This is a genomic window from Dactylosporangium thailandense, assembly GCF_059739745.1.
Window position 1 is genome coordinate 416,056 of sequence record NZ_AP029195.1, and the last position, 19,698, is coordinate 435,753.

The following is a 19,698-nucleotide window of genomic DNA, read 5'->3' on the forward strand; positions in this document are numbered from 1 at the left end:
CCGCTTTGCTCGCGCCGGCAACTGGTTCGGTGGATGGTGTCCGGCCGGCCTCTGTCGCTGGATGAACAGTGGTGATCGCGGCCAGGCTGGGCCGGCGGTTCTGTGTCGCGGCGGTCGCCCGTCCGTCCGTGACCGGTGGCCGCGCACATGGTGCACGCATTTCCCGGGGTGCGAAGTGCCGCGTGCTTGACCGGCACATACCGAGTATGCATACTCCGTATGCATGTCGATCAGGTACGGGCTCCTCGCCCTGCTCGAGCGGGGACCGATGCACGGATACCAGCTCCGCAGCACGTTCGAGGAGTCGACGGGGGGCACCTGGCCGCTCAACATCGGGCAGGTCTACACGACCCTCGCCCGGCTCGAGCGGGATCACCTCGTGCGGCCGCTTCCCGAGAATGACGGGCAGCGGCCGTACGAGATCACCGAGCACGGCCGCGCCGAGGTGCGGGCCTGGTTCGTCACGCCGGTGCAGGCCAAGGACCGGCCGCGCGACGAGCTCGCGGTGAAGCTGGCGCTCGCGATCACCACGCCCGGTGTGGACGTCCAGGCGATCGTGCAGGCGCAGCGGACGGCGACGATGCGGGCGATGCAGGAGTACACGCGGCTCAAGCGCGGCGCCGAGCGGCCCGGGGATCTGCCGTGGCGGCTGGTGCTGGACGCTATGGTGTTCCAGGCCGAGGCCGAGCTGCGCTGGCTCGACCACTGCGAGTCGAGCCTGGTCCGGAGAAGACCGCAGCAGAACGTCGCCGAACAGGCCGTACAGCTGGAGGTCGTCGATGAGCGTGCTTGAGCTCTTCGACGTGTGCCGCACCCACGGGCACGGGGAGACGGCCGTCCACGCGCTGCGCGGGGTCTCGCTCGCCGTCGCCGCGGGCGAGCTCGTCGCCGTCATGGGGCCGTCCGGCTCGGGCAAGTCCACGCTGCTCAACCTCGCCGGCGGGCTCGACCGGCCCGACGCCGGCGGGGTGGCCGTCGAGGGGCGGCGGCTCGAGGGGATGCGCAAGCGGGAACTGGCCGCGATGCGGAGACGCTCGGTGGGGTACGTCTTCCAGGACCTCAACCTCCTGCCCGCCCTGACCGCCGCCGAGAACGTGGCCCTCCCGCTCGAGCTGGACGGAACCTCGCCCCGCCGGGCCCGGCGGGCCGCGCTGGCCGCGCTGGCCGACGTGGAGCTCGCCGACTGCGCGGGACGGTTCCCCGACGAGCTCTCCGGCGGCCAGCAGCAGCGGGTCGCGATCGCGCGGGCGCTCGTCGGGCAGCGGCGGCTCATCCTCGCCGACGAGCCGACCGGCGCGCTGGACTCGCTGACCGGCGAGGCGGTGCTGCGGCTCATGCGTTCCAAAGTGGACGGTGGCGCGGCCGGCGTGCTGGTGACCCACGAGGCGCGGCACGCGGCGTGGGCCGACCGCGTGGTGTTCCTGCGAGACGGCCGGATCGTCGACGCGTCGGGGCCCTTGGCCCAGCCCGAGCACCTCCTGAACGGCGCGACCTCGTGATCGCATTGCGCATTGCCAGGCGGGAGGCGGCGCGGGCCAAGGGCCGCACGGCGCTCATCGTCGGGCTCATCATGCTGCCGGTGCTCGCCCTGTCCTTCGTCGCCGCCACCCTGGACCAGTTCACGCTCACCCCGGCCGAGCAGGCCGACCGCGACCTCGGCCGGTTCGACGCGACCGTGCAGTGGGCCTTCGACGGGCCGATCCAGCAGGGGCGCTCCGGCGAGCAGTACCGCCCCGTGCGCGACGACGCCCAGTTCGTGCACGGCGTCGCGGCCGCCGAGGTCGAGCGGGCCCTCCAGTCCGCCCTGCCGCCGGGCAGCAGCCTGGTGCACACCGACGAGCACCACCGGATCGCGGTCACCACCGCGGCCGGCCGGGCGGGCCTGCCGGTCCACCTGCTCGACCTCGCCGACCCGCGCTGGGCCGGGCACCTGGAGCTGCTCGACGGCCGGGCGCCCGCGACCGACGCGGAGGCCGCGCTCGACGCCGCCGCCATGGACCGCCTCGGCACCCGCCTGGGCGGGACGTTCACGCTGCCCGACGACAAGCGCAGGTTCACGGTCGTCGGACGGTTCGAGCGCCCCGGCGACCTCAACGGCGGGATCGTCATGCGCCCGGGCGCGCTGCCGATGGGCGGCGACGGCATCTGGTACGTCGACGCCCCCGCCCCGCTCACGTGGGACCAGGTCCGCACGCTCAACGAGCACGGGATCGTCGCCCGCTCCCGCGCCGTGCTCCTCGGCCCCGAGCGCGAGGGCATGCTCGCCGTCCTGCCCGACGAGATGGCGCGCGGCGACCGCACCTTCCAGCTGGCCGTGCTCGTGCTCGGCATGGCGACGCTCGAGGTGGTGCTCCTGGCCGGGCCCGCGTTCGCCGTCGGGGCCCGGCGCCGGCGCCGCGAGCTCGGGCTCGTCGCCGCGAGCGGCGGCAGCCCCGGGCACCTGCGCCGGATCGTGCTCGCCGACGGGCTCGTGCTCGGCGCGGCCGCGGCCGTCGCCGGCATCGCCATCGGCGTCGCGGGCGCCCTGGCCGCGCGGCCGGTGCTGGCGCAGTACCTGTTGCACGCCCGCCCTGGCGGCCTGCGCGTCCCGCCGGGGCAGCTGGTCGGGGTCGCGGTCCTGGCCGTGCTGACCGGCGTCGCCGCCGCGCTCGCCCCCGCCATCACGGCCGGGCGCACCGACGTGCTCGCCGCGCTCACCGGCCGCCGGCCGCGCGCCCGCACCGGGCGCCGCCTGGCCCTCGCCGGGCTGGCCGGGCTCGCCGCGGGCGCCGGGATCGCGGCGTGGGGGGTCGCCGGTGCCCTGGCCGAGGCCGTCCTCGCCGGGCTGGTCATCGCCGAGCTCGGGCTGGTGCTGTCCACGCCCGCCATCCTCGGCGCCATCGCCCGGCTCGGCGGCGGGCTGCCGCCGGCCGTGCGGATCGCGGTGCGCGACGCGGCCCGCAACCGCGCGTCCGCCGCGCCCGCCGTCTCCGCGGTCATGGCCGCGGTCATCGGCAGCACCGCGCTGGCGGCGTACCAGACCAGCGTCGAGGCGAGGACGGCGGCGATGTACGTGCCGACCCTGCCGGTCGGCACCGCCACCGTCATCCAGCGGCCGGGGAACGACGGGCGCCCGGCCCAGCTGCCGACCGACCGGCTCCGCGATGCCGTCGCGCCGCTGCCGGTCCGCGAGGTGACCGAGATCCGCGCGGTGACCTGCGCCGACCCGGGCCGGGGACGCTGCGACCTGCAGGCGATCCGGCCGCCGGAGAACCGGTGCCCGTACGACCCGGGCGCCTTGACCCCCGAGCAGCAGCGCGCCGCGGTGGCCGACCCGCGCTGCGACGACCTGCAGCACGTGATCGTCGGCGACTCCGATGCCCTGCACATCGTCGACGACGGCGCCGCCCTCGCCCCCATCGGCGGGATCACCGGCCCGGACCTGGAGCGGGCCCGCGAGGTCCTCGCCGCCGGCGGGGTCGTCGTGGGCGACCCGATGCGCGTGTACCAGGGCAAGGCGCACCTCATCGCGTCGGCGCCGGGCGCCGAGCCGCTGGAGGTGCCCGGCTTCTACGCGCCGACGGCCCGCTCGCTGGAGTTCGTCGCGATCTCACCGCGGGCGGTGGCCAGGGCCGGGCTCGGCAGCGCCGTCGTCGGCATCGTCGCGGCCACCACCCGGCCCCCGACCACGGCCGAGTCCGACGCGTTCTCGGAGCGCCTGGCCCACCTCGGGCACGGGTACGACGGCCAGATCATGACGCCCCGCGGCTCCGACGCGACCCTGACCCTGCTGCTGCTCGCGGTCGCGGCGGGCATCGTCACGCTCGGCGCGGCCGGCATCGCCACGGGCCTGTCCGCGGTGGACAGCCGGCCCGACCACGCGACGCTCGGGGCCGTCGGCGCCTCCCCGGGCGTGCGCCGGCGGCTGGCCCTGAGCCGCGCCGGCCTCATCGCAGGGCTGGGCTCGCTGCTCGGCGCGGCCGGCGGGCTCGGCGCGGGCGCGGCGGTGCTCGCGGCCCTCAACCGCACGGGCGCGGCCCGGTGGCCGTCCGCCCCGCCGGTGCCGTTCACGTGGCCCTGGCCGAGCCTGGCCGTCACGCTCGTGGTCGTGCCGCTGATCGCGATGGCCGCGGGCGGCCTGCTGACCCGCTCGCGGCTGCCGGTGGAGCGGCGGCTCTAGCTCACCTTCCCGGGGCCGGTCACCCGGCGTACCCGGCCCCGGGAACGGGCAGGTCACCCCGTTCGGGTGACGCACAGTTTCACCTCCGGCGCGTCGGAGTTAATCCGAACGTGCACGAATCTGAGGGCTAATCTGCGACGAGGTCCAGGTCAGGGCCTTCTCTTGGCGAACTGTCGTGACGGCGTCCTCACGTTGCGTTGACGCGATATGGGGACGATTGGTCTTATACCCCGTCCGAAGTTGCTCTCAGTGACGAATTGGGGTACCGACACGTGCGGCTGTACAGACTACTCATCGGCACGGTTCTCGCGGCCGTCGTCTCCGCGCTGCTGCCGAGCGTCACGGCGTACGCGGTCGGCGCCAACCTCATCGGCAACCCCTCGGCCGAGACCGCCTCCGGCTCCGGGCCGGCGAGCTGGACCTTCGACAAGTGGGGCACCAACCAGGCCACCTCGGCCTGGAAGGACGGCGGCAAGGACGGCCAGAAGAGCCTCGCCGTCACCATGACCTCGCGCACGTCCGGCGACGCGAAGTGGATGGCGGCGCCCGTCACCGTCAAGCCGGGCACCAAGTACGTCGTCTCGGACTGGTACATCGGCAGCGTGCTGACCACGCTCGAGGTCGTCTACACCAACGCGGCCGGCAAGCAGACGTTCGTGTGGCTCGCCGACGCGCCCGTCTCCGCCGCGTGGAAGCAGCTCTCGGTCGAGTTCACGACGCCCGCCGACGCGGTGAAGGCGTCGGTGTACCACGTGCTGGCCAAGAAGGGCAGCCTCCAGACCGACCTGTACTTCCTCGCCGAGTCCGGCGCCTCCGACCCGACGCCGCCCCCGGCCTCGGTCCAGCTGACCGCGCCCGCCGCCGGCGCCACCGTCTCCGGCACCCAGCAGATCGCCGCGACCGCCAGCACCGACGTGGTCGGCGTGAAGTTCTCCGTCGACGGCACCGACCTGGGCGCCGAGGACACCGCGGCCCCGTTCACCGCGAGCTGGGACACGAAGAAGGCCGCCAACGGCGTGCACACCGTCACCGCCACCGCCCGCACGGCCTCCAGCGCCACCGCGGCCACGTCCAAGGTGACCGTCACCGTCAACAACACGACCACCACGCCGCCGCCGACCTCCCCGGGCAACCTCATCGCCAACCCGGGCGTCGAGACCGCCAACGGCAGCGCGCCCTCGGGCTGGAGCAGCTCGACGTGGGGCACGAACACGACCACGTTCAGCTACCTCACCACCGGGCACACCGGCAGCCGCAGCGTGAAGACGCAGATCACGAAGTACACCAGCGGCGACTCCAAGTGGAGCCCGGCCGCGGTCAGCGTCACGCCCGGCAAGACCTACCAGTACTCCAACTGGTACCAGTCCAATGTGGACAGCGAGATCGACGTCGAGGTCACCATGGCCGACGGCTCGGAGCAGTACGCGTACCTCGCCGCCGCCCCGGCCTCCTCGGCGTGGACGAAGGTCAGCGCGCAGTACACCGTCCCCGCCGGCGCCACCAAGATCACCGTATTCCAGGTGATCGCGAAGGTCGGCTGGATCACCACGGACGACTTCAGCCTCGGGGAGTACACCCCGGCGCAGCTCAACCGGGCGCTCGTCAGCCTCACGTTCGACGACGGCTGGAAGTCGCAGTACACCGCCGGCGTGCCGCTGCTGGACAAGTACCACATGCCGGCCACGTACTACCTGCTCACGAGCACCATCGACTACCCGGACTACATGACCAAGGCCCAGATGGGCGACCTGGCCAACCACGGGATCGAGATCGCCTCGCACACCGTGACCCACCCGCACCTGCCGACGCTCACGGCCGCGCAGGTGGACGCCGAGCTCAAGAACAGCCAGGCGGACCTGCGCTCGTGGTACGGCAGCGGGGTGGCCAAGAACTTCGCGACCCCGTACGGCGAGTACAACGCCACGGTGCTCAGCACGGCCAAGAAGTACTACCGCTCGCACCGCTCCACCGACGAGGGGTACAACACCAAGGACAGCACCGACGTCTACAACATCAAGGTGCAGAACATCCTGGACACCACGACCCCGGCCCAGGTCGGCCAGTGGATCGACCAGGCGATCCGGGACAAGTCGTGGCTGGTCCTGGTGTACCACGAGGTGAGCGCGACCGCCGAGGACCCGACCTACGCTGTCACGCCCGCCAACCTCGACAAGGAGCTGCTGCTGATCCAGCAGAAGGCGATCACGGTGAAGACGGTCGACCAGGCCCTTGACGAGGTGGTACCGCAGCTGGCATAGCATGACGACCGTGGGGTGGATCGCGCGCGGCCTGTGGGGGCTCATCGCCGCCCGGGATCCCGCGGTCCACCCCAGAACCCGGCTCGGCCGCGCGCTGCCGCTGATCGGCGTCATCGCCGGGCTGCTCGCGGGCCTGCTCGCCTACGAGTACTACCTGGGCAACGTCCGCCGCGAGGGCAACGCCCACTGGGGCCAGATCATCCTCTGCTCGGCGCTCATCGGCGCCCCGATCGCGCTGGTCGCCACCCGCCCGCTGCTGGCCTGGCGGATCGCGTTCGTCTCGGCGATCTACACCAGCCTGAGCCTGCACATCGACCAGGGCACCCCGTGGCCCTTCCAGCCCGTGCAGATCCTGAGCTTCCCGCTCATCCTCACCGTCGTCGCGATCCGGCACTCCCGCAACATCGTCATCTGGGTCGGCGTCAGTGCCTGGCTGCTCGTGCTCGGCTACGTCCAGCCCGCCAACGTCGCCGGCCTGCTGCTGCTCGTGCTCGCCCTGCTCGTCGTCGGCGACCAGATCCGCCGCCGCCGCGAGGTCCAGCGCGAGCTCGCCGCCGAGGCCGAGCGCACCGAGATCGCCCAGACCCGCTCGACCGTCGCCGAGGAGCGCAACCGGATCGCCCGCGAGATGCACGACATCGTCGCGCACCACATGTCGCTCATCGCGGTGCGGGCCGAGACCGCGGTCTACCGCATCGAGGGCGTGCCCCCGGCCGTGGCCGAAGAGCTGCAAGCCATCGCCGGTACCTCGCGAGAGGCCCTCACCGAGATGCGGCGCCTGCTCGGCGTGCTGCGCGACGACTCCGTCCCGCTCACCGAGCCCCAGCCGGCCCTGGACGAGCTCGGCGGCCTGGTCCGGCAGGCCCGTGCGGCCGGGGTCCAGGTCGAGTACTCGCCCGCCCCCGGCATCGAGGTCCCGCCCGGCGTCGGGCTGGCCGCCTACCGCATCGTGCAGGAGGCGCTGTCCAACGCCCGCCGCCACGCGGCCGGCGCCCCCGTCGCCATCGTCATCTTCCGCGACAAGGCCGAGCTGCGGGTCTTCGTGCGCAACGAGCCCACCGGCGCCCCGCCGGCCCCGGAGGGCAAGGGCGGCCACGGGCTCATCGGCATGCAGGAACGCGCCGCCGCCATCGGCGGGACCCTGCGCGCCGGACCGGCCGCCGACGGCGGCTACGAAGTCGTCGCCACGCTGCCCCTGGGAGACGCATGATCAAGATCCTCATCGTCGACGACCAGGCGATGGTCCGCCAGGGCTTCGCCGCGCTGCTGGCCGCCCAGCCCGACTTCACCGTCGTCGGCGACGCCCCCGACGGCGAGCAGGGCGTGACCCTGGCCCGCGAGCGGGCGCCCGACGTGGTGCTCATGGACATCCGCATGCCGGTCCTCGACGGCCTGCAGGCCACCCGCCGCATCCTCGACGTCGGCCCCGGCCTGCACCGGCCCCGGGTGCTCATGCTCACCACGTTCGACCTCGACGACTACGTGTTCGAGGCGCTGCGCGCCGGCGCGTCCGGCTTCCTGCTCAAGGACGCCCCCGCCGCCGAGCTCGTCAACGCGGTCCGGGTCGTCGCGGCCGGCGACGGCCTGCTCGCGCCCTCGGTGACCCGCAAGCTCATCGAGGAGTTCGCGGCCCGCCCGAGGGCCGTCAACCACACCCCGGCCAGGCTGCGCGAGCTCACCCCGCGCGAGGTCGAGGTGCTGCGGCTGATCGCCCGCGGCCGGTCCAACGCCGAGATCGCCGAGACCCTCGTCGTCGCCGAGCAGACCGTGAAGACCCACGTGAGCCGCGTGCTGCAGAAGCTCGACCTGCGCGACCGGGCCCAGGCGGTCGTCTTCGCCTACGAGTCCGGGGTCGTCACCGCGGGGGAGTAGTACCCGGGTAGCCCCTGCGCGTGGCTCCGCGGAGGGACGACCGGGCCGGTCCCGCGCCCCTACCTTGCGCGGCATGTACTCCGTCGAGACCATCATCGCCTGGTACCGCGAGCACGCCGACGCCCTGCGCGCCGCCCGCGAGGAACAACGGGAACTGCTGGCTCAGGCCCCGATGCGCCCGAAGCTGGACGACATCGAGGCCGAGATCAGCTACCTCACCGTCCGCGCGCTGCGCCCGCACACCGTGGTCGAGATCGGCTCGTACCACGGCTGGTCGACCTCCTGGCTGCTGCGCGCCCTGCGCGACAACGGCGACGGCGTGCTGCACACCTACGACCGAATCGACCACGCCCGCCGCAGCCTGCCCGACGAGCTGACCCGCACCCGCTGGCGGTTCGTGCGCGGCGACGTCCGCGCCGCCGAGCTGCCCGCCGATCCCGGCTTCGTGTTCGTCGACGCCCTGCACACGGCCGGGTTCGCCCGCTGGTACACCGCCGGGATCTTCCAGCGCCTCAAGCCCGGCGTCGCCGTGGCCGTGCACGACGTCTACCACGGCCGCCGCCCGTGGCCGAACAGCGAGGGCGCGGTGCTGCTGCGCTGGCTGCGGGAGCGGGGGATCGGGCACCTCACCGCGTCCCGGCACGGCGACCCCGACCTGCACGACCACCTCGCCGGCGTGAAGCGGCGCCTGCGGCTCGCGGCGCCCGTGCACAACGGCACCCACGACCCGATGGCGTTCTTCAGTACCCCCGAGGTTTCGGCAGTACCCCGGAGGGAGTCGCATGACCGCTCCCCGGTATGACGATCCGGGGTACACCTGATTCCTAGCTTCTGCGGCATGAGAACGCTGCTGCTGCTCCCCGTCCTCGCCGCCGCCCTCACCGTCTTCGGCCCCACCCGCGCCCCCGCCACCCCGGCGCCGCTGCCGATGGCCGACGTCCGGCTCGCCGACGGGCGCGCCCTGGAGATCGTGGGCGAGCTGAGCACGGCCCGCACCGTCGTGGTCCTCATCCCCGGCGTGGACACGACCGCGGCGAACTTCGACCGCGGGCTCGGCGGCGTCCAGCGCCGGGCCCCCGCCTGGCAGGCGCGGCAGCTCCTCGACGCGATCGCGGCCCGCGGCGAATCCCGGGTCGCCGTCGTGGCCTGGCTCGGCTACCACCCGCCGCACGGCGTCGGCCTCGACGCGGCCCGCGAGGACCTGGCCTCGGCCGGCGCCGCGGCGCTGCGCGAGTTCGTGAGCCGGCTGCCGGGGGAGCGCATCGTCGTCGTCGGGCACAGCTACGGCTCGACCGTCGCCGGGCTGGCCGCGCACGGGCTCGACCACCGGGTCACCGACATCGTCGCGCTGGGCAGCCCCGGCCTGGGCGTCACCCGGGCCGCGGACCTGCACACCTCCGCGCACGTGTGGGCCGGGACCGCCGCGAACGACTGGACCCGCCGCATCCCGGGCGTGCGGATCGCCGGGGCCGGGCACGGCGCGCCCCCCTACGAGGCCGGCTTCGGCGCCACCGCGATCCCGGTCGGGGGCGTGGACGGGCACGACGGCTACTTCGAGCCCGGCACCGAGAGCCTGTGGGCGATCGCCGGGGTCGTCGCCGCGCCCGACGCCGGCACTCAGCGCTTGTAGCCCTTCAGCGCCGCCTCCAGCCTCGGCTTCGCGTCGGCGGGGAGCCTTCCGCCGTCGGCGAGCGCCTCGCGGACGATCGCCCGGAACGTCTCCGAGAACTGCGCGTAGTGCGGGGTCACCGGGCGGGTGCGGGCCGAGCGGATCGCCTCGAGCAGCGTCGGGGCGTACCGGTAGCGCCGCACCACCTGCGCGTCGCGGTACACGATCTCGCGGGTGGCCGCGAACCCGCCCCGCTCGAACAGGATCTGCTGGCTGCGCTCGCTGGTGAGGAACTCGATGAGCTGCCGGGCCGCGTTCGGGCGGCGGCTGTGGGCCGAGACCGCGAGGTTCTGCCCGCCCAGCGCGCTCGGCCCGGGCAGCCGGGTCACCCCGAACGCCAGGGCCGGGCGGGTGTCGGGCGCGGGCGGGGCCGGCGGGGCCGCCCCCGGCGACGAGGACGGGCCGGGCGCGGCGGCCAGGTCCGCCGGCGGGTCCAGGGTCCGGTGCGCGACCGGCCAGTTGCGCATGAACAGCACCTTGCCCTCGGCGAAGGCCTGGGTCGCGGCCTGCTCGTCGAAGGTCGCCGACTCGGGCAGGATCACCTGCGGCGAGGACCTGCTCAGCCCGGACGCGAGCCGGGTCAGCCCGTCCTGCGCCTCCTTGGAGTCGATGACGACGGCGCCGTCGCCGTCCACCACGTCGCCGCCCGCGCCCCAGATCGCCTCCAGCGCGTTGACCGTCAGCCCCTCGTAGTCGGCGAGCTGGCCGGCGTAGCCGGCGCCCGGGCGGGAGGCGTCGCCGGACAGCGCGCCGAAGCCGGTGAGCACCGACTGGGCCGCGGCGACCAGCTGGGGCCAGCTCGTCGGCGGGGTGCCCACGTAGTCGTCGCGGTAGTACAGCAGCCCGGCGTCGGTGTTGAACGGCAGCGCCCACAGCTTCCCGTCGTAGCGGCACGTCGCCAGCGGGGCCGGCAGGAAGCCGGTGGTGTCCGCGCCGAGCTCGCGGATGTACCCCTGCGAGGCGAACTCCGCCGTCCAGGTCACGTCGAGGTCGTAGATGTCGGCGTCGCCCCGGCCGCCGCCCTGCGCCCGGGCGACCATCTCGCTGCGCTGGGCGTCGGCGACCGCGGCGAGCTCCTCGATGCGGGCCGGGTTGCGCGGGTGCAGCGCGTTCCACTGGTCGACGAGGGCCTGGCGCTGGTTGCCGTACCCGTCGTCGCGCCCGCTGAGGATGACGAGCTCCCCGTCCTCGGCCGCGCCGTCGTCGCCGAACCACGGCACGACGAACGCGTTCACGAGCAGCGTGACCACGACCCCCGCGACGATCCCGGCCGCGACGAGCTCGGCCCGGGGCCGCCGCTTCGGCCACGTGAGCCAGTCCGGCTTCCCGAAGGGCTTCCGCTTGATGTCCACTGTGGATTCTTCAGCCGCCATCGGCAGGCTCGCCTCCCCAGAGCAGGCCGAACAGGTCCCGCAGGATGTCGCCGATCGAGCCGGTCGCGGCGTCGTAGCAGGCGCCGCCGGAGTGTGCGGTGATGTCCTTCAGGCCGAACGCGCCGCAGCTCGCCTCGCCGATCGCGATCACGAACACGCGCACGCCCTTGCCGCGCACGACGGCGTCCACGCTGCCCGGGTCCAGGCCGCTGGTGTCGTTGCCGTCGGTCAGCACGACCAGGCCCGCGATCTGCTCGTCGAGGCCCTTCGCCGCGGTGTCCACGCCGTCCCCGATCGTCTGCAGCAGCGGGGTGCCGCCCGCCGGCCGGACCTGGGCGAGACCGTCGGCGGCGGCCTTGGCCCGCGGTACACCCGAGACCGCGACGTCGGCCCGGCCCAGCGGCACGATGTCGCGGGCGCCGGTGCCCCGCCCGTCGGCCGGGAACACCCGCAGCCCGAACTCGTCGCGGCCGCTCATCAGCTCCAGGGCGCGCCCGACGCCGGCCGAGGCCACCTGCAAGCGCGTCCGGCGGCCGTCGGCCAGGGTCTGCATCGAACCCGAGACGTCCAGGGCGAGCAGGATGCGGCCGGGGCGCCTTGCCTGGGAGTACCGTTGCCGCGTCGTCCGGACGGTGTCGGGTGACGGGGGGCGGCGCTCGAAGACGACCCCGGCGTGCGCGCCGAAGCGTTCCGTGAGCGGATCGGCGACGTCGAACAGGGGCGGCGGCCGCAGCGCCGCGCGGACCAGGGCCCGCTTGCCCTCGTCGCGGCCCAGCCAGCCCTCGAGGTCCTTGACCGCGGCCGTGGCCGGGGCCGCGGTGGTGTCCCAGCCGAGGCGCACGATCGGGTGGTCGGCGCCGACCGTGTCGCCGGGGTAGAAGGCGACGAGGGTCTGCTCGGCGTCGGGCGGCCCCTCGTCGAGGCCGCAGCCGAGGCCCTGGTTGAACCGGACCAGCGCCTGCTCGGTGGTGAGCACCGCGGCCTTGTGCGGGTCGCCGGCACGCTTGCGGCACAGCAGCTCGGTGCTGTCGCCGAGCGGGAAGCCGCCAGCGTCCAGGGAGCGCTCGATGCGCTGCTCGATCGCGCGGGCGGCCGGGGCGTCGGCGTGCGTCTTGTCGTACAGCACCGTCGTGGCCAGCGCCCCCGCGCCCGAGACCCCCGGGTCGGGCCGCAGCACGTCCCAGTCGCGCCGCTCGACCTCGCCCCACAGCTGCTTCCAGCTCAGCTCCTCGCGCCGCTGGGCGAGGTCGTCGGGCAGCGCGGCCGCGGGCACGCCGAGCACCACCGGGGAGGCGGCGATGACCCGCTGCTCGGCGATCGGCACCGGCACCGCGAAGCGCGCGGCCGCGTCCCGGGCCGCGTCGACGTCGGCGGTGGAGTCGGGCAGCCACACGTCGGGCCGCGGGCCGATCTGCCGCAGCGCGTCGTTGCTCCAGCCGCTGCCGACGGCCTCGCGGGCGTCGTCGGGGCGGGCCGCGTACACGTACAGCTCGGCGGTCGGGCACCCGTGGTTCGCCGCGGCCGTGGCCGACTCGTAGGCGTCGGCGAGCCCGCGTACGGCATCCAGCTGCTCCGGCGAGGTCAGCACCCGCACCGCGGCGGGCCGCTCGCACCCGCGCCACCAGCGCCGCGTGAAGTCGATCGCGGGCGGCACGACGTAGCCGGCCGCCAGCGCGGTGAGGCACAGCCCGCCGACGAAGGCGAGCACCCGCGGCCGCAGCAGCGTGCGCAGCTTCTGCAGGACGTCGCCGGACCAGTGCAGCAGCGACTCGAACAGGCCCGCGGCGAACAGGCCGCCGAGGCCGCCGATGATCGAGCCGCCGATGAGCATCGCCCAGCGCGCGAACGACGCCGGCTGCCCCGTCGACAGCTGCTGCAGCGCGATGCCCGCGCCGGTGAACAGCGCGACGAGGATCGACACCAGCGGCCGCGCCGACTCCCGGCCGTTCCCGTCGTCCCCCGCGCCGGCCATGCCCCTATCATGCCCCTCGATGTCCATTCCCGCCGTCTATGCTGCCCCGGTGGTGGACTTCGACGTGCTGGTGCTCGGAGGAGCCGGGGTGGACACGATCGTCCGCGTGCCCGAGCTCGCCCTCCCCGCCAGCGACAACCTGCCGGTGCCGCCGATCCGCGACTATGTCGCCCATTCGGGCAACGGCGTGGCGCTCGGATTCCACGCGCTGGGGCTGCGCACGCGCTTCGCCGACCTGCTCGGCGACGACGAGCAGGGCGCCCTCATCCGGGCCCGCTACGCCGCCGCGGGCCTCGACTTCGTGTCGGTCACGGCGCCGAACGGCACCCCGCGCAGCGTGAACCTCGTCGACGCGGCCGGTCGCCGGTTCTCGTTCTTCGACGGGCGTCACCCGGACGGGTACCTCTTCCCGGAGGACTTCTACCTGCCCCTCGTCGAGCGCGCCGCGCACGTGCACGTGGCCACCCAGCGCACGCCCGCCGTCTGGGCCGCCGCCCGTGAGCTCGGCATCTCGACCTCGACGGACATCCACGCCTGGGACGGCGAGGCGGACTGGGCGTGGCCGATGGCGAGCGAGGCGGATCTGGTGTTCCTCTCCTCGGCCGCGGTACCGGACCGGATCGACGACGTCATGCGCCGCATCCTCGCCGAGGGCCGGGCCTCGGTCGTGGTCGCCACCGAGGGCGAGTCGGGCTCCCGGGTGCTCGCCGAGTGGTCGGGGCCGTCCGTCCTGCGCTTCCCGGCGGCCCGCCCGGAGCGCCCGGTCGTCGACTCCAACGGCGCCGGCGACGCCTACAGCACCGCCTTCATGAGCCGCTGGCTGCAGGGCCGGCCCCTGCCGGAGTGCGCGCTGGCCGGTGCGGTCTCGGGCGCCTTCGCGTGCGGCGCCCCCGGCACGCACGAGGAGCTCATCACCGAGGCCGAGCTGGCCGCCGCGATGGAGCGGGCGGATGCCCACTTCATGCCGGCTTGACGCGCCGGGACCGAGAATCTGCCGATGCGCGTGAAGTGGCGGGCCTGGCTTCACCGGGCGGTGCGGCTGGGGGTCGCGGCGGCGATCGTCGGCGGCCTCATCACGGCCGAGAGCGGCATGTGGCTGCGGCTGCAGGCGTGGGGGCACGTCTTCGACGTCGCCTCGGTGCCGCCGGCGCCCGTGGTCATGGTGCTGGGGGCGCAGGTGTACGACGACGGGTCGCCGTCGCCGTTCCTGGAGGCGCGGCTGGAGCTGGCCCGGCAGCTGTACGCGGCCGGCAAGGTCCAGGCGATCCTGGTCTCCGGCGACCACATGGACTGGGGCTACGACGAGCCGGGCAACATGTGGCTGTGGCTCAACGCCCACGGCGTCCCCGCGGGGCGGATCATCGAGGATCATGCGGGCTTCGACACGTACGACTCCTGCGCACGGGCCAGGCGAGTCTTCGGCGTCGACAAGATGATCATCGTCACGCAGGCGTTCCACCTGGAGCGCGCGATCGCCCTGTGCCGCCACCTGGGCGTCGACGCCTCGGGCGTGGGCGACACGACGATGCGGCGGTTCCGGGTGCCGTGGACGCAGGCTTCGGTGCGCGAGTACGGCGCGGCGGACAAGGCCGCGTGGGACGTCCTGTCCGGCCGCGACCCGGTCTTCCTGGGCAGGCGCGAGACATCGGTCCAGGACGCGCTGAACCAGGGCTGACCGCGCGCCGTGAGGGATGATCGGTACATGACGTCCCTGCTCGGTGTGTCCCTTCCCGTGCTGGCCGCTCCCATGGCCGGTGGCCCGACGACCCCGGATCTGGTGACGGCGGCCGCCCGTGCCGGCTCCCTGGGCTTCCTGGCCGCGGGCTACCGGACGGCGGCCGACCTGGCCGCCCAGCTGGACCGGGTGGAGGGCCGCTTCGGCGTGAACGTCTTCGCCCCGAACCCGGTTCCGGTGGATCCGTCCGAATTCCGGGCGTATGCCCGGAGCCTGCAGCCGGAGGCGGACGCCTACGGCCTGAACCTGGCCGACGCGGCGATCGTGGAGCACGACGACGACTGGCCGGCCAAGATCGACCTGCTGCTGGCCCGCCCGGTGCCCGTGGTCTCCTTCACGTTCGCGCTGCCCGAGCCCGCGACGGTGGCCGCCCTGCGCCGGGCCGGCACCGTGGTCCTGCAGACCGTGACGTCCACGGTGGAGGCCCGCGCCGCCGCCGAGCTGGGCGTCGACGGCCTGATCGTGCAGTCCTCGGACGCCGGCGCGCACTCGGGCACCTTCACGCCGGCGGTGCTCCCGCGCGACGTGCCGCTGCCGGACCTGGTCCGCGCGGTGCTCGGCGTGGCCGGCCTGCCGGTGATCGCGGCGGGCGGGGTGGGCACGGCGGACGACGTGACGGCGGCGCTGGAGGCGGGGGCGGAGGCCGTGATGGTGGGCACCGCGCTGCTGCGCACGGACGAGAGCGGCGCCTCGGCGGTGCACAAGGCGGCCCTGGCCGAGGCGGCGCAGCGCGCCGGGCTGGCCGCGGCGGGCGACGAGTCCGTGCTGGCCGCCCCCGAGCCGGACGACGGCGGGCTCGTCGGGACCGGGATGTGGTCCACTGTGGACACTGTGCTCACGCGGGCGTTCAGCGGGCGGCCGGCGCGGGCGCTGCGCAACGGGTTCGTCGAGCGGCACCACGAGTCGGCGCCGTCGGGGTACCCCGCCGTCCACTACCTCACGACCCCGCTGCGGCGGGCCGCCGCGCAGGCCGGGGACGCCGAGCGGGTCAACCTGTGGGCGGGGGCGGGCTTCCGGTTCGCCGAGGGAGGCCCGGCCGGCGCCGCGCTCGAGCGGCTGGTCGCGAAGGCCTGATCGGCCGCCGGCGGTGGTGGGTTTACGCACGTGCTGGCCACGATCCGGCGAGGCCCCGGCCCGTGTGGTATCCGCCGTCTTCTACCGTGGCACGCACCTCGGCGTCGGGCAGCCAATCGATGCCGGCGTCGTCCGGCAGGTTGCACACGACCAGGTGCATGGTCCTGCCGCCGATCGGCACTAGGCGCTCCGAGCGGGCCATGCTCACGCCGGCCAGAACAGTTCGTCGTCGATCCAACTCGTGGCGTCGACCAGCGGCGAGGTCGGCAGCGGCGGCCGGAATCCCTTCAGATACCCCGGAATGTGCACGACGCATCGTAGGCCGCGTGATCAGGTGGTGCGCGGCGGCGGCGATCCGCTCGGTGAGCTTGACGCCCTTGGGGCGTCTGACCGGCAGGCGTGGATTCGTGGCCCAGGTCGGCGAGGGTGGCCAGGCGTCGCGATTGCGGGCGATGCCGAGCTGCGCAAAGTTAGCAGCGGCCCGGCGCAGGTTCGGCGTAAATGAGGCGAAGCGGGTGTGGTCGGTCGATCGCGGCGTGGACGTATTCGTAGCCGATCCGGGTGCCGGTGCGGGATCGGCGGCGTTCGAGGCTGTGACGGCCATGGACGCGGCGGCCGATCTTCTTGACGTCGACGTGGAGGAGTTTGCCGGGGTAGTGCCCTGACCACAAACGTTCGCGGTGTTGGATGACATGCCGCCCGGCCTGCAAGCCGGGCGGCGTTGTCGCGGTCAGGCTGTCGGGTGGCAGAACCTGTGCGGGTGCGGCGGCTGCCTGACCGGGAGGGCCAGCAGTTGCTGCGGACGCCGCCGCACGTCCGCCACGAACACTCTGGCCGCGCTCAATCTTTCCGCCCACCGCGGCGCGGCGATCCGCCAGTGGGCGGCCCGGCGCAAGGTCGAGCTGTGATCGAGGCCCACTTCGGACGCCTGCGCATGTTCGCCGTCGCCGGCTCCAACCGCGCCAGCCAACCGGCCACGACCAAGGCCATCCACGCCTACCTGCGCCAGCCACCCCGACGTCCTGGTCGCACAACGCCGCGAACGCGCCCGCATCCGCAGTGAGAAGGGCATCCGCTGGGGTGGACGCCCTCTCGCTGCCGCGGCCTGACCTATCGCGCGGCCCGCAACGCTGCCGCGACCGCGACGGCATCCAGGTCGACAACGACCTCCTCACCGTCGCGAGCGCCGCGCTCACTGATCGCCAGACCGATCCCGGCCAGTTCGGCGGCATCGTCACGCAGTTCGAACTTCGCGATTCCACGCGGCGACGGTCGGCGCGGTCAGAGACCGAGGCAACCGCACGCCGACCCGACTGCCCTGGCGATCAAGGCAAGCCCCGATCGCCGCCTGCACCGTCCGATCCTGCTGATATCGCAGATACTGTTCGCGATCTTCCACGAGCCGAGGGGCCCTACCGAGCCGGCGATCCCAAGCCGGTCAACGTCAGTGGTCAGGGCAGTGGCGGCGGACTGGCTGGCCGGACGGTGCGGGCCGTGGCGGGCCGGCACGACGTGGACCCGTCGGAGCGGGCATGCTCAGCAGCCGCGGGCCACCGTGCGTCCAGCTCCGGGCTGGTCCTGCCGCGCAACCCAACCGGCGCGACGCATCGGCCGGTCAGCGCGCCTGGCGCCGCCCTCGGCACGACACCGCGCCAACCACTTTTGAGCGGGCGTCGCAACTCCACCTCGCCGGAAGCGCGAACAGGAGAAGGACAGGAGCAGGACACAGGAAACACAGGAGAGGCGGGCGGGCGCGGCTCCTCTTTCAAACCCTATTTTACCCGATCCGAAAAAATTGGATCATGGAGTCGTCACGCAGTGTGACGCTACGAGGCCAGGCCGCGCTCGTAAGCGTAGCGGACCGCCTGGGCCCGGTCGCGGACGCCGATCTTGGCGAAGAGGCGGTTGATGTGCGACTTCACGGTCACCTCCGTCACGTACAGGCGTTCGGCGATCTCCCGGTTCGACAGGCCGGTCGCGATCAGGCTCAGGACCTCGCGCTCGCGGGTCGTCAGGCCGTCGTCGGCGGGAGCGGGGGCCGGCGAGCCCTGCACGGCCGCGGCCAGGAGGCGCTGCTGGACCTGAGGATCGAGGACCGACTGGCCCGCAGCAGCCGCGCGGACCGCCTGCGCGATCTGGACCCGGCCGGCGTCCTTCGTCAGGTAGCCCAGGGCGCCCGCCTGCAGGGCCGACAGGATGTGGTCGTCGTCGGCGAACGTCGTCAGGACCACCACGCGCGTCTGCGGGAACCGGGCGCGGATCTGGCCCGTCGCCGCCACGCCGTCCATCCGGGGCATGCGCAGGTCCATCAGGACGACGTCGGGGCCGTGCTCGGCCACCAGGTCCAGGGCCGCCTCGCCGTCCGCGGCCTCGCCGACGACCTCCACGTCGTCCAGGAGGCTCAGCATCAGGGCCAGGCCCTCCCGGACGGCCGTCTGATCGTCGGCCACGACAACGCGGATGCTCACCCGGGCATCCTCACATCCACCAGCCAGCCGTCGCCGGACGGCCCGGCCTCGAAGGTGCCGCCCGCCAGCTCGGCGCGCTCGCGCAGGCCCGTCAGGCCGTAGCCCGGCGACAGGCCCGTCGCCGGCGGGCCCGCGGGGCCGTGGTTGCGCACGGTGAGCCGGACGTCGGACGCGCGGTACTCCAGCCGCACCTGCACGGAGCTGCCCGGCGCGTGTTTGCGGACGTTCGTGAGGGCCTCCTGCGCGCTGCGGTACAACGCCAGCCCCGTCTCCGCGCTCAGCTCCCGGGCCTCGCCGACCAGCGTGAAGCCGGACTCGGCGGTGAGCTCGCGCAGCAGCTCCGGCAGCGGGACCGGGTCGCCGCGCAGCGCGCTCACCGCGCGCCGGGTCTCCGTCAGGCCGTCGCGCGCCAGGCGGCCCGCGCGGTCGACGATCACCGCGGCCTCCGCCGCGCGGTCCCGCTCCAGCAGGGCCGCCGCCGTCTCCAGCTGCAGGGACAGGGCCGAGAGCGAGTGCGCCAGCACGTCGTGGATCTCGCGGGCCAGCCGGGCGCGTTCGGCCAGGGCGACCGCCTTGGCCTGCTCGTCGGCCAGCAGCTCGTTCTGCGCCGCGCGGGCCTCGCGCTCGCGGCGGATCGTGCCCAGCAGGAGCAGCAGCAGCATCGCGCCGGCCCAGATGACGATCGACTCGAGCGGGGAGCCGGCGATCGCGTGGGCGGCGGCCAGCAGCACGGCGCCGATGCCGGTCAGCACGGCGGCGCGGGCCAGCGGCAGCGACGCGCACGCGATCGTCACGGCGGCCAGGGAGAACACGGCGCCGTAGCCGCCGGGACGGGCCAGCGTCAGCTCGACGCCCGTGGCCATGCACACCACGATGGCGTACGGCTGCAGGCGCTGGCCCCCGAGGCGCAGCGTCATCGCGATCCACGCCGCCGCCCCGATCGCGATCCCGGCCGACAGGGCGAGGCCCCGGCCGGAGAGCCCGGGCCGGGGGTCGTCCTGCACCATGGCGACGGTCACGATGAGCAGGATGATCAGCGAGCGCAGTTGGCGGTACCGCGCGATGCGGCGTTCGGTCACGAACTCGAGCACCGCACCAGTCTGCGCCATCGCCGTCAC

At 74.1% G+C, this 19,698-nt stretch carries 17 protein-coding genes; 12 read left to right on the forward strand and 5 right to left on the reverse strand.

Going from position 1 to position 19,698, the window contains the following annotated elements:
• Positions 1-223: 223 nt before the first annotated feature.
• The 8 genes from AC6JBM_RS01715 (at position 224) to AC6JBM_RS01750 (ending at position 9,919) form a co-directional block, all read left to right on the forward strand.
• Positions 224-793, forward strand: a complete 570-nt coding sequence (locus AC6JBM_RS01715) for a PadR family transcriptional regulator (RefSeq protein ID WP_497981840.1) — start codon at positions 224-226, stop codon at positions 791-793.
• Positions 780-1,499, forward strand: coding sequence for an ABC transporter ATP-binding protein (locus AC6JBM_RS01720; RefSeq protein WP_497981841.1), 720 nt, complete (start codon positions 780-782; stop codon positions 1,497-1,499). Before AC6JBM_RS01715 ends, AC6JBM_RS01720 begins: the two co-directional genes overlap by 14 nt.
• Before the next feature lie 5 nt (positions 1,500-1,504).
• Positions 1,505-4,159 carry an FtsX-like permease family protein gene (locus tag AC6JBM_RS01725; protein ID WP_497981842.1) on the forward strand — a complete coding sequence of 885 codons (2,655 nt, stop codon included), beginning with the start codon at positions 1,505-1,507 and terminating at the stop codon, positions 4,157-4,159.
• Positions 4,160-4,431: 272 nt separating this feature from the next.
• Entirely contained in the window at positions 4,432-6,417 is a 1,986-nt protein-coding gene (locus tag AC6JBM_RS01730) for a polysaccharide deacetylase family protein (RefSeq protein ID WP_497981843.1), read from the forward strand.
• 10 nt (positions 6,418-6,427) lie between these two features.
• Positions 6,428-7,627: a sensor histidine kinase gene (locus tag AC6JBM_RS01735; RefSeq protein ID WP_497981844.1), complete on the forward strand. Its 1,200-nt coding sequence runs from the start codon at positions 6,428-6,430 to the stop codon at positions 7,625-7,627.
• The gene (locus AC6JBM_RS01740) at positions 7,624-8,289 is read left to right on the forward strand and encodes a response regulator (RefSeq protein ID WP_497981845.1); all 666 of its coding nucleotides are present in this window, start codon (positions 7,624-7,626) and stop codon (positions 8,287-8,289) included. Before AC6JBM_RS01735 ends, AC6JBM_RS01740 begins: the two co-directional genes overlap by 4 nt.
• A 73-nt stretch (positions 8,290-8,362) precedes the next feature.
• Positions 8,363-9,091 (forward strand): class I SAM-dependent methyltransferase, encoded by a 729-nt coding sequence (locus AC6JBM_RS01745; protein WP_497981846.1) that lies wholly within the window; start codon positions 8,363-8,365, stop codon positions 9,089-9,091.
• Between the two features lie 36 nt (positions 9,092-9,127).
• Entirely contained in the window at positions 9,128-9,919 is a 792-nt protein-coding gene (locus tag AC6JBM_RS01750) for an alpha/beta hydrolase (protein ID WP_497981847.1), read from the forward strand.
• On the opposite strand, the gene AC6JBM_RS01755 is transcribed toward AC6JBM_RS01750, so the two are convergent.
• On the reverse strand, positions 9,907-11,310 hold the full coding sequence (locus AC6JBM_RS01755) for an extracellular solute-binding protein (RefSeq protein ID WP_497981848.1): 1,404 nt from the start codon (positions 11,308-11,310) through the stop codon (positions 9,907-9,909). The two genes, AC6JBM_RS01750 and AC6JBM_RS01755, sit on opposite strands and share 13 nt — an antisense overlap.
• A 10-nt stretch (positions 11,311-11,320) precedes the next feature.
• A complete protein-coding gene (locus AC6JBM_RS01760; protein ID WP_497981849.1) occupies positions 11,321-13,303 on the reverse strand; it encodes a vWA domain-containing protein in 1,983 nt (660 codons plus the stop codon).
• 19 nt (positions 13,304-13,322) lie between these two features.
• Here AC6JBM_RS01760 and AC6JBM_RS01765 point away from each other — a divergent pair, with 19 nt between their 5' ends.
• The 3 genes from AC6JBM_RS01765 to AC6JBM_RS01775 are packed head-to-tail and all read left to right on the forward strand — an operon-like array spanning position 13,323 to position 16,112.
• Positions 13,323-14,276 carry a carbohydrate kinase family protein gene (locus AC6JBM_RS01765; RefSeq protein WP_497981850.1) on the forward strand — a complete coding sequence of 318 codons (954 nt, stop codon included), beginning with the start codon at positions 13,323-13,325 and terminating at the stop codon, positions 14,274-14,276.
• Between the two features lie 24 nt (positions 14,277-14,300).
• A complete protein-coding gene (locus tag AC6JBM_RS01770) occupies positions 14,301-14,978 on the forward strand; it encodes a SanA/YdcF family protein (RefSeq protein WP_497981851.1) in 678 nt (225 codons plus the stop codon).
• 27 nt (positions 14,979-15,005) lie between these two features.
• Positions 15,006-16,112 (forward strand): nitronate monooxygenase, encoded by a 1,107-nt coding sequence (locus tag AC6JBM_RS01775; protein ID WP_497981852.1) that lies wholly within the window; start codon positions 15,006-15,008, stop codon positions 16,110-16,112.
• Between the two features lie 22 nt (positions 16,113-16,134).
• Here the strand turns inward: AC6JBM_RS01775 and AC6JBM_RS01780 are convergent, their stop codons facing one another.
• The gene (locus tag AC6JBM_RS01780; RefSeq protein WP_497981853.1) at positions 16,135-16,806 is read right to left on the reverse strand and encodes a hypothetical protein; all 672 of its coding nucleotides are present in this window, start codon (positions 16,804-16,806) and stop codon (positions 16,135-16,137) included.
• A 386-nt stretch (positions 16,807-17,192) separates the two neighbouring features.
• Here AC6JBM_RS01780 and AC6JBM_RS01785 point away from each other — a divergent pair, with 386 nt between their 5' ends.
• Positions 17,193-17,936 (forward strand): hypothetical protein, encoded by a 744-nt coding sequence (locus AC6JBM_RS01785; protein ID WP_497981854.1) that lies wholly within the window; start codon positions 17,193-17,195, stop codon positions 17,934-17,936.
• A gap of 2 nt (positions 17,937-17,938) precedes the next feature.
• Here the strand turns inward: AC6JBM_RS01785 and AC6JBM_RS01790 are convergent, their stop codons facing one another.
• Entirely contained in the window at positions 17,939-18,580 is a 642-nt protein-coding gene (locus tag AC6JBM_RS01790; RefSeq protein WP_497981855.1) for a response regulator, read from the reverse strand.
• Positions 18,577-19,689: a sensor histidine kinase gene (locus tag AC6JBM_RS01795; RefSeq protein ID WP_497981856.1), complete on the reverse strand. Its 1,113-nt coding sequence runs from the start codon at positions 19,687-19,689 to the stop codon at positions 18,577-18,579. Before AC6JBM_RS01795 ends, AC6JBM_RS01790 begins: the two co-directional genes overlap by 4 nt.
• Positions 19,690-19,698: the final 9 nt, after the last annotated feature.